The organism is Actinomyces sp. MRS3W (assembly GCF_032465695.1).
GTDB lineage: Bacteria > Actinomycetota > Actinomycetes > Actinomycetales > Actinomycetaceae > Actinomyces.
In genome coordinates this window covers 1-9049 of record NZ_JAWDJJ010000142.1, presented here as the reverse complement: position 1 = coordinate 9049, position 9049 = coordinate 1, and the positions used below count along the sequence as shown (strand labels likewise).

Sequence of the window (9049 nt, the reverse complement as noted above, 5' to 3'; positions counted from 1 at the left end):
GTCGGCGCCCTCGGGGTCACGCGCCTGCGGTCCGGCATCGTGCCGGTTGCGGCCCAGAGAGAACAGTGAAGGCGTCATATTTCCTCACGATATCCGCCCGGACCCGCCTCGTGGCGCCGACGCACCGGACGCGCGCGCAACTGCCCTTTTGAGTCCACGCCCCGCCCCGATCCAGGCGCGGACGGTAGTCCAAGCAACCCCGCGAAGCCCCGCCTTCGACCGGGCATCGCGGGCCTGCACACGTGCCCCCGGCGCGATTCGAACGCGCGACACCCGCTTTAGGAGAGCGGTGCTCTATCCCCTGAGCTACGAGGGCTGAACAGGGACGCGTGCGATCCTACCCGATGATGGGCAGGCGCCAACCACGGCAGGGACCGCACGGCAGCCACCAGCAGAATGGTGAGCTCCCGTGCGGCCGCTGCCCCGGATGAATCAGGCACGCCCCCAAGGGGTCGTCTGGTTGCGGCCCACGTGGGCGTCGTCGTCACGGGCACGCGCGGGAACCACCATGACGGGGCAAGAGGCGTGCGACAGGACTCCCTGGCTGACGGAGCCGAGCAGCAGCCCGGAGAATCCGCCGCGTCCGCGGGAGCCGACCACGACCAGATCAACCGCGGTGGAGAACTCGGCCATGAGCTCTGCGGCATTCCCATCCAGGGCGTGCCGCCGCACGACGACGTCGGGGTGGCCCTCGACCGCTTCGGCGATGGCCCGGTCTAGCCCGGTACGCACATCGGTGAGGACCTGTTCGCGATCGACGGCGGCCGGCAGCCAGGCGAGCGCGCCCGCACCGGAAGCCATAGGCACGGCGGCAATGGCGGTCAGTTCGGCGCCCCAGGCCTCGGCTTCGCGCACCGCCCACCGCAGCGCCTTGCGGGCAGAGTCGGAGCCGTCGACGCCGACGACGATGCGCTTGACCGGCGTGAAGGCGGAGCCTTCGGTGTGACGCGGGACCACAACAGCGGGGCAGTGGCTGTGTGCGGGCAACGCCGAAGAAACGGTGCCGAGGAGACGGTCGGCGAAGCCACCGCCGCCGCGGGTGCCGACGACGGCTAGAGTGGCATCTTCGGACAGATCGACGAGGACCCCGGCGGGGTCGCCGGTTTCCAGCGAGCTGGTCACGGTCACGCCCCTGCCCTGAGCGCGGGAGACAGCTTCGTTGACGACTGCTTCGGCGCCGGCGCGTACGGCGGAGTCATCCAAGGCGGCGTAGCCGCCGTCAAGCGACGCCGTGGTGAAGGAGGGAAGGGAGTAGGCACACAAGATGTGAACGCGCCAGCCGTTGCATGCGGCGCGGTCAACCGCCCAGTCCACCGCCTCCAGGGATTCGGGTGAGCCGTCAACTCCGACGAGGACGACCTTGTCTTCGGCCATGGGTTGTGCCCCTTTCTTCGAGTGCCGGGTGCTCGACCACAACCATTTTGCCCCTTAGACCGACGTGTTCCAAAACACGTTGGCGAGATGGAATGTGGGGGCGGCCAACCGGTCGGCTGGCCGCCCCCACATCATCGGGCGTGAAAAGCCTGGAATCAGCTCACGCGGACGTACTGCGGTGAGCCATAGACGGCGCGGTAAGACACGCCGACGCTCTCGTTGCCGGCGTCGATCATCATGCCGCTTCCGGCGTAGATGCCGACGTGGCCACCGTAGTAGACGATGTCGCCGGGCTGGGCCTCGGCGGCGGACACGATGGTGCCGGAAGCACCCTGTGCGTAAGAGGTACGCGGCAGCGAGATACCTGCCTGGGAGTAGACGTACTGGACCAACCCGGAGCAGTCAAAGCCGCCGTTGGACGGGGAGTTCGAGCCGTAGACATAGGCCATGCCCGTGTACTGCAGGGCGATGGAGACGATCGAGGAACCCGACGGGTTGGTGGCCGCGGTGTTCGCGGTCGCGGCGGTCGTGGTGTCGGTAGCCTCCGTGGTGGTCTCTACCGCGGTGGTGTCATTGGCGGCGAGCGCGTCGGCTACCTCCTCCACCTCGGGCTCTTCCTCAACGACCGGTGCTTCAGCGGTCGGGGAGTCCACGGTCTCAACGTCGCTGGGGACGGAGACGGACTCGGCAACCTGAACGGCTTCGTTGGTGGAAACCGCGGTGCGTGCCTGGGCGGCGAGTGCACCCACCCCCTGGGTCTCCAAGGATCCCGCGGACTGTGCAGCCTCGGTGGTGTTCGCGGCCGAGGCGCCGGAGGCGATCATGCCCAGGGCGAGACCTGAGGATGCGGCGACAGCGAAACCACGGCGAGCCACGGGAGCAACGGAAGTCATCGGGGTCAACGGACGAGCAGCCTTGCGGTGCCGAGCCGAGGTGCGTGTTGTCATGTAGTGGTTCTCCTCTGAGATGCCGACGAGGTGAGCTGTCGGGTTCGGACTGGAGATGCCCGGCCCGCGTACCGCGGGCTTCACCCCAAGGCCCCGAACTAGCGCCGGAGCCGCGTTTGGTTCCCCCGTTCCTGCCTGAGGTGGGATCTGCCTGAGCGTGAGCGGCAGGATTAGGCCTCACTCTCAGCACTGCGGGCACGTAGCTCCCGCAACGGTGGACACGTTACCCGATGTCCACCGGCGCCGTCACGACCAGATTACACACACCGCCGTGACAAGACGCACATGCCGGTTGCTGCGGCTTTACCTGGCACAGAGACGCCCCGCCTGGCGCACAGTCGCCCCGCTTCACGGGGGGGGCGCCAAGCGGGGCGACTACTGATCGCGCGATCAGTACACGCGTAGGTAGGTAGCGCCGGAATAGACAGCCTGATAGGACACGCCCGTCCCCGGGGAAGCATCGACCATCATGCCGTCGCCCGCGTACAGGCCGACGTGGCCAGACCACCACACGATGTCACCGGGCTGGGCCTCGGCGGCGGAAATCTGTGTGCCGATAGCGCGGATCTGGCTGGACTGGTGCGGGATGGAAATGCCGTACTGGGCGTAGACGTAGGACACCAGGCCCGAGCAGTCAAATGCGGAGGGGCCGCTGGCGCCCCACACGTAGGGGGTGCCGACGTACTGCATCGCCAGAGCAACCATGCCGGCCCCGGTGGAGGTGGCGGTCGTCGTCGTGTCCGAGGTGGACTCGGTGGTCGTAGTCGCCGCGATTTCGTCCGTCACCTCATCCGCGGCAGCTTCCGCGGTGGTGTCGGCTTCAGGCTCGGGCTCGACCGGCGCCTCGGCGGTAGCGGTTGCCACCTCGACGACGTCGGCGCCCCACTCGGCGGCGGCACCGGTTGAGATGGCCGCGTTGGTGGTGACGACCTCACGCGCGTCGGTAGCGAGCGCGGCAACCCCGGCCTCGTTGAGCGCACCGGCCGATTCGGCGATCTTGGTGTCCTCGCCGGCAGCGCTGGCACCAGAAGCGATCATGGTCAGGGCGAGTCCGGAGGAAGCAGCAACAGCGAATCCACGGCGGGCAGCGGGGGCGACGTCCGACAGCGGGGTCAGCGGACGAGCGGCCTTGCGATGGCGGGCCTTGACAGTGGAAGTCAATGAATTCTCCTGAAGAGCCGACGGGGTTAGCTGTCGGGTTCGGGCGGGAGGCGCCCGGCCCGCACATGGCGGGCTTCACCCCAAGGCCGCGCCTTACATGAGCGCGGCCGGAGAAGTGGTTCCCCCGGGTCTGCTGGCGATGATCGTGGATCGGAAGGAGACGACCCGCACCAGCAGACTTGAGCTCTGCGCGTCGCTCCGCAACCAGTAGCTCCGGTTGCAGCCCTACGGTAATTGAATCGCTTCGGCGATGGGTACTTCTCCCCGCCTCCGCGCCTGTGGAATCCCCCACGCCAGGGTCTCGCGGAGGCAGTCGACCGCGCGGTGCACGCAGCATGCGACGCCGTCGGCCACGTGAGCACGACGGCGTCGGCAACGGCAACTGCGCCGCGAAAAAGAGCCTGTCGGCGCTTTCAGCGCTTGAGGAACAGGTGTCGAGTGAGAGCGCTGGGCAGGAGCACCGACGCCACCGCGTCGTCGTCCGTGCGGGTGACCCGAATGCCGCCAAGCGTGGAACTGAGCCGGACGGGCGTGCCCGACCGGATGCCGGCGTCCTCGAACCGGCCGATGACGTCGGGGTCGGCCTGAATGGGCTCCCCCACGCGCGATACGGCAGCATCGGAGCGACCGTCACGGACCAGCCGTTCGGCGCTGATTTCATCGGCCGCGGGGTTCGGGTGCACCGTGCCCCGATCTGGAACCCGGTTGCCGAAGGGGTCGCAGCTCACGTCGTCGAGAATCTCAGCGAGCCGATCCTCAACCTGCTCGCTCATGACGTGCTCCCACCGGCAGGCCTCATCGTGAACGAGCCTGCGGTCCAGGCCGATGACGTCCAGAAGCAGCCTTTCAGCAAGTCGGTGTTTGCGAATAACCTCCGTGGCGCGACGACGGCCCTCTTCCGTGAGCTGCAAAGAGCGGTCGTCAGCAACCCAGATGAGCCCACTGCGCTCCATGCGGGAGACCGTCTGGGAGACTGTCGGCCCCGAGTGCCCCAAGCGCTCCACGATCCTCGCGCGCAGCGGAAGTACGCCATCTTCCTCAAGTTCGTACACGGACTTGAGATACATCTCGGTAGTGTCGATGAGCCCACTCATCTGGTGCCTCCTCCGATGGCCGTTGCCATACTGCGGCACGGCTGTCCGCGCCTGGGGCGCGGCGCATGCCGACCTGCGCTACCAGGATATCCACGTCTGACCCGTCACAGTTGACTCGCCCTGGCTCAGGCCGGGGATGAATCGGGGGCTTCCCCCTCACCGCGGTCGGCAGCCGCGTCGTCGTCCCCGTCATCCGATGCTGCTGGCGCCGCGGCGGCGGGATCGGCCGAGCCGACCACTCCGGCGCGCTCACGCGGGCCGATCGTGGATAAGAAGGGGCGAGTCGAGGAGTAGGCGAAGTCAATGTGCCAGTGACGACGCGCCCAGATGCCGGCGACGATGGCGGCGAGCACCGCCGCCAGGCCGCCCGCGAAAATGGACAGGCGCGGCCCCCACTGGTCCGAGACCCACCCCATGATGGGGGCGCCGATCGGGGTGGTGCCCAGGAAGAACATCATGTAGATGCTCATGACGCGCCCGCGCATGGTCGGTTCCGTGTTCAGTTGCACCGTCTGATTGGCGCTGGTGAGGACGGTGAGCACGGCCAGACCCACCGGGATGGTGGAGGCGGCAAACCATTGGTAGGTCGGCGCGAAAGCCATGAGGATGGTGAACACCCCCAGGAAAAACGAGGCGACCACGAGGGTGCGCACCCGGGGGGACTTGCGTCGCGCCGCCCACAGGGCACCGGTCAGGGAGCCGATGGCGAAGATCGAGGAGACGGTGCCGTAAGCATCCGACTCCATATCGAAGGCGGAACGCACCATGGCCGCCATGGTCACCTGGAAATTGAGGGTGAACATGGAGACGATGGAGATCACCGCGATGATGACGATGATGTCGGTGCGGTGACGAATGTAGGCCAGGCCCTCACGCAGCTGCCCCTTGGCGCGCTCGGCACGGGGGACGTCGTAGAGCTCGGTGCGACGCATGGCGGCCAGCGCCAGAGCCGGGAAAAGGAAGGTCAGGGCGTTGACGAGGAAGACCCATCCGGGCCCCACCCAGGCAATGACCAGGCCGCTGGCCGCGGGGCCGAGGAGCCGAGCGGCGTTGAACGATGCGGAGTTCAGGCCTACCGCGTTGGCCAGATTCTCCGTGGGGACCATACGGGCGACGAAGATCTGGCGGGCCGGAGAGTCATAGGCGGCCGCGACTCCCGTGGCGAACGCGGCCAGGTATACGTGCCAGAGCGCGGCATGGCCGGCGAGCACGTCGACGGCGAGCGCCAGGGAAACCACGCCCATGGCGGACTGGGTGAGGATGAGGAACTTACGTTGGTCAACACGGTCCGCGATGAGGCCCGCATGGGCACTCAGCAGCAAGGCGGGCAGGAACTGGAGCGCCGTCGTAATGCCGGTTGCGGAGGCGGAGTCGTCGGTGAGAATGCGCAGCACCAACCAGTCCTGGGCCACGCGCTGCATCCAGGTGCCGGTGTTGGCGACGAGCGCGGCGAAGAACCAGATCCGGTAGTTGTGGAACTTGAGTGACTCGAAGGTGCTACTCACGGCGGGGGGACGGCTCCAATTTCATGATGCGACGACGGGCGCGCCGACTAGGATGCGCGCTTTTTTGAGATCGGTTAATTGTACGTCTGTACACCGCCAATGAACGGGGGCGACGACGTGACCGTGGCCGCGTCGTCGCCCCCAGGACCAGCCGAGACGGAGGCCGGACCGTATGAGTCGTCAGCTGATACCGAGGATCGCCTTGATCGGCGTGAGCGTGAAGTAGATGACGAACAGCACAGAGGCGACCCACATGAGCGGGTGAATGTCCTTGACCTTGCCACGCGCGATCTGGATGACGAGGTAAGAGACGAAGCCCGCGCCGATCCCGTTGGTGATCGAGTAGGAGAACGGCATCATGATGATGGTGATGAAGGCGGGCAGGGCGATGTCCGGGGACTTCCAGTTGATGTCCGTCACCTGAGTCATCATGAGGAAGCCGACGACGACGAGCGCCGGGGTAGCCGCCTCATAGGGCACCATCGAAACCACCGGGGCGATGAACATGCTCGCCAGGAACAGCACGCCGGTGACGATGGAGGCCAGGCCGGTGCGCGCCCCCTCGCCGACGCCCGCGGCAGATTCAATGTAGGAAGTGTTGGAGGAGACGCCGCCGGCGCCGCCGGCAATCGCGCCCAGGGAGTCGACGACGAGAATCTCGCGGGTTCGCGGCGGGTTGCCGTCCTTGTCGAGCAGTTTGCCTTCAGCGCCGATGGCGACCATCGTGCCCATGGTGTCGAAGAAGTCGGCGAGCATGAGGGAGAAGACGAGCAGGACGACGGAGACGACGCCGACCTTCTCGATGCTGCCCAGAAGGCTGAACTGCCCCAGCGTCGCTAGGCTCGGCAGCTCGATGGGAGCACCGTCCAGGGACGGGATGGACAGGGACCAGCCGGTGGGGTTGGTCTCCTCGTCGAAGGCGCCAAGGTGGGCGAAGGCCTCGATGACCGCCGCCAGGATGGTGGAGGCAACAATGCCGATGAGGATTGAGCCCTTCACCTTGCGCACGTGCAGCACGAGGATGAGGAACAGGCCGAACAGGAAGACCAGGACCGGCCAGCCCTGCAGCGAGCCGCCCAGGCCGAGCTCAAGCGGCGTGCCCCCGGCGCGTACGACTTTGGCGTCCACAAGGCCGATCAGCGCGATGAACAGGCCGATGCCCACCGAGATCGCGGTCTTGATATCCGGCGGAACCGCCTTGAAGACGGCCTCACGGAAGCCGGTGAGGACGAGGATGAGAATGATGATTCCCTCGATGACGACCAGGCCCATGGCGTCGGCGTAGGTCATGCCGTTCATGCCGACGAGGGTGTAGGCGATCATGGCGTTGATGCCCAGCCCCGCCGCCAGAGCCATGGGGTAGTTGGCGATCAGGCCCATGAGGATCGTCATGACGCCCGCGACGAAGGCGGTGCCGGCGGCAATCTGCTCGGAGGTGCCCAAGGGGGCGATTCCCTCGTGGGGCGTGGACAGAACGAGCGGGTTGAGAACGAGGATGTAGGCCATCGTGAAGAAGGTGACGAGGCCCCCGCGAACCTCGCGTCCCACCGTTGAGCCGCGCTCGGTGATGTGGAAGAAGCGGTCGATGGCGCTGAGAGAGTCCGTCTGTTTGACAGACGTGGGAGTTGGGGTAGGTGTACTCACGGTGCCTGATTCTCCCAGACCAGATCGCGGGAGACGAAACATGCCGTTGACAAGGCCCGCCCCGCCGGCCGCAGTCATATCGGCCGGTTTCGGCACGTCATTAGTGCCGGTCTCGGCATGTTATAAGTGCCGGTTTCGACACGTTACAAGTGCCGGTTTCGGTGAAGGGGCGGCGGCGGTTAGGAGGTCGCTTTGCGGGTGGGGAGCATGGCCTCCAACTCGGCCAGGGCGGAGGCCGCATCCTGGTGCGTCTCAGAGCTGTGATGTCCCCGTTCGACGGCGAGGCCGGCCACCGCGTCGCGGGCGGAAGCGGCGCGCTGTGAGGCGAGGTCCCCCGCCGCGTCGGACGGCTCGGACGGTTGAGCAGCCCCGGCCGACGGCGTCGAGTCCGCCGCCTGGTCTGACGGGCCTGTGGCGGGTGCCTGCGTCTTGGCGGCGCTCTTCCTGGTGCGCCGTTTGGCCGAGGCCCGCTTGGTGGTGCTCCGGCCATCGGCGTCCGGCACAGCGTGCTCGGCGGCGCCCGCCGTCTCCTGAGTCTCCTTGACGTCCGCAGCGTCGGTCGAATCCTGAGCCGCATCCTCCGACTGCGTCTGCGCACGTACCTCGTCGCGACGGCGTCCCTGACGCAGATCCTTCCCGTCGGTGGCCAGCGGCTCCATCGCAGATTCATCCAGGCGCGACGGCATGACGGGCCATTCCGGTCCCTGATCGGGCAGGTCGGTTTCAGAGTGGGCCCCGCACCCGTGGTCGAGAGAGACAACACGTCCGTCGTCGGGCGCCCACTCGTTGGCGCAGACGCCGAAGGTCCGGCGCAGCCGACCGGCCATAGGCACCAGGAAGCCGCAGGTGGAGCAGGTGGCGTGTGCCTTGCGCACGCCGTCGGCGTCGGGGCCATGATCGCCGTCGTACCAGCGCTGGGCGGCGCGCCGATAGCCCTCCGCGGAGAGCACCCGGGCACGGCCGAGGTCGAGCTCGTCCAGGGCGACGGTGTCCCCCTCCTCGCCGGTGGCCTCCCAACCCGGTTCGAGGCGCTCGTCGGTTTCCCGTTTCGGAAGCCGGTCGGAGCGGGTGGCGTCGCCCGGGCGCAGGCGGTCCGCCCAGGGCACCCAGGCGGGGGCGAGCAGCGCGTCCTCCCCGGGCAGCAGCTCCATCTCGCAGATGGTGGCGGTGCGGCCGCGCGGCGGGCGGGCCATGGTCACGGCCCAGCGCCAGCCGCGGTAGCCGGTGAGGTTGCATTCGAATAGGTGAGTGATCAGGCGCTTGTCCAGTTGCCGGGAGGCGGTGTACTGCCCCACCGAGAGCGGCTCGGTGATCTCTCCCAGAG

At 67.4% G+C, this 9049-nt stretch carries 7 protein-coding genes, 1 tRNA gene and 2 riboswitches; all 8 genes read right to left on the bottom strand.

All coding sequences use genetic code 11. The features are described 5' to 3' along the window. Window positions 1-243 precede the first annotated feature (243 nt). The 8 genes from RWX45_RS05020 to RWX45_RS04985 all read right to left on the bottom strand — a co-directional run bounded on the left by RWX45_RS05020 (window position 244) and on the right by RWX45_RS04985 (window position 9047). Window positions 244-316 (bottom strand) — tRNA-Arg (locus RWX45_RS05020). A 116-nt stretch (window positions 317-432) separates the two neighbouring features. Then, complete coding sequence (locus RWX45_RS05015; protein WP_316022672.1) at window positions 433-1374, bottom strand: universal stress protein; 942 nt, start codon at window positions 1372-1374, stop codon at window positions 433-435. Window positions 1375-1529: 155 nt separating this feature from the next. Continuing rightward, the gene (locus RWX45_RS05010; RefSeq protein WP_316022671.1) at window positions 1530-2321 is read right to left on the bottom strand and encodes a C40 family peptidase; all 792 of its coding nucleotides are present in this window, start codon (window positions 2319-2321) and stop codon (window positions 1530-1532) included. Between the two features lie 5 nt (window positions 2322-2326). Next, a riboswitch (cyclic di-AMP (ydaO/yuaA leader) is annotated at window positions 2327-2484 on the bottom strand. Window positions 2485-2711: 227 nt separating this feature from the next. Continuing rightward, window positions 2712-3482 carry a C40 family peptidase gene (locus RWX45_RS05005; RefSeq protein WP_316022670.1) on the bottom strand — a complete coding sequence of 257 codons (771 nt, stop codon included), beginning with the start codon at window positions 3480-3482 and terminating at the stop codon, window positions 2712-2714. After that, window positions 3483-3643: riboswitch (cyclic di-AMP (ydaO/yuaA leader) on the bottom strand. It abuts the gene before it with no gap. Between the two features lie 252 nt (window positions 3644-3895). Continuing rightward, window positions 3896-4576: a metal-dependent transcriptional regulator gene (locus tag RWX45_RS05000; protein ID WP_316022669.1), complete on the bottom strand. Its 681-nt coding sequence runs from the start codon at window positions 4574-4576 to the stop codon at window positions 3896-3898. A gap of 125 nt (window positions 4577-4701) precedes the next feature. Next, window positions 4702-6081 carry an MFS transporter gene (locus tag RWX45_RS04995; protein ID WP_316022668.1) on the bottom strand — a complete coding sequence of 460 codons (1380 nt, stop codon included), beginning with the start codon at window positions 6079-6081 and terminating at the stop codon, window positions 4702-4704. Window positions 6082-6261: 180 nt separating this feature from the next. Further along, window positions 6262-7767 (bottom strand): NCS2 family permease, encoded by a 1506-nt coding sequence (locus tag RWX45_RS04990; RefSeq protein WP_316022667.1) that lies wholly within the window; start codon window positions 7765-7767, stop codon window positions 6262-6264. Between the two features lie 137 nt (window positions 7768-7904). Then, complete coding sequence (locus RWX45_RS04985) at window positions 7905-9047, bottom strand: DUF3027 domain-containing protein (RefSeq protein WP_316022666.1); 1143 nt, start codon at window positions 9045-9047, stop codon at window positions 7905-7907. Window positions 9048-9049: the final 2 nt, after the last annotated feature.

What these genes read in the sequence shown, in the direction of transcription:
- RWX45_RS05015 (WP_316022672.1), bottom strand. Translation starts at nt 1,374, where the DNA reads ATGGCCGAAGACAAGGTCGTCCTCGTCGGAGTTGACGGCTCACCCGAA.
- RWX45_RS05010 (WP_316022671.1), bottom strand. Translation starts at nt 2,321, where the DNA reads ATGACAACACGCACCTCGGCTCGGCACCGCAAGGCTGCTCGTCCGTTG.
- RWX45_RS05000 (WP_316022669.1), bottom strand. Translation starts at nt 4,576, where the DNA reads ATGAGTGGGCTCATCGACACTACCGAGATGTATCTCAAGTCCGTGTAC.
- RWX45_RS04990 (WP_316022667.1), bottom strand. Translation starts at nt 7,767, where the DNA reads ATGTTTCGTCTCCCGCGATCTGGTCTGGGAGAATCAGGCACCGTGAGT.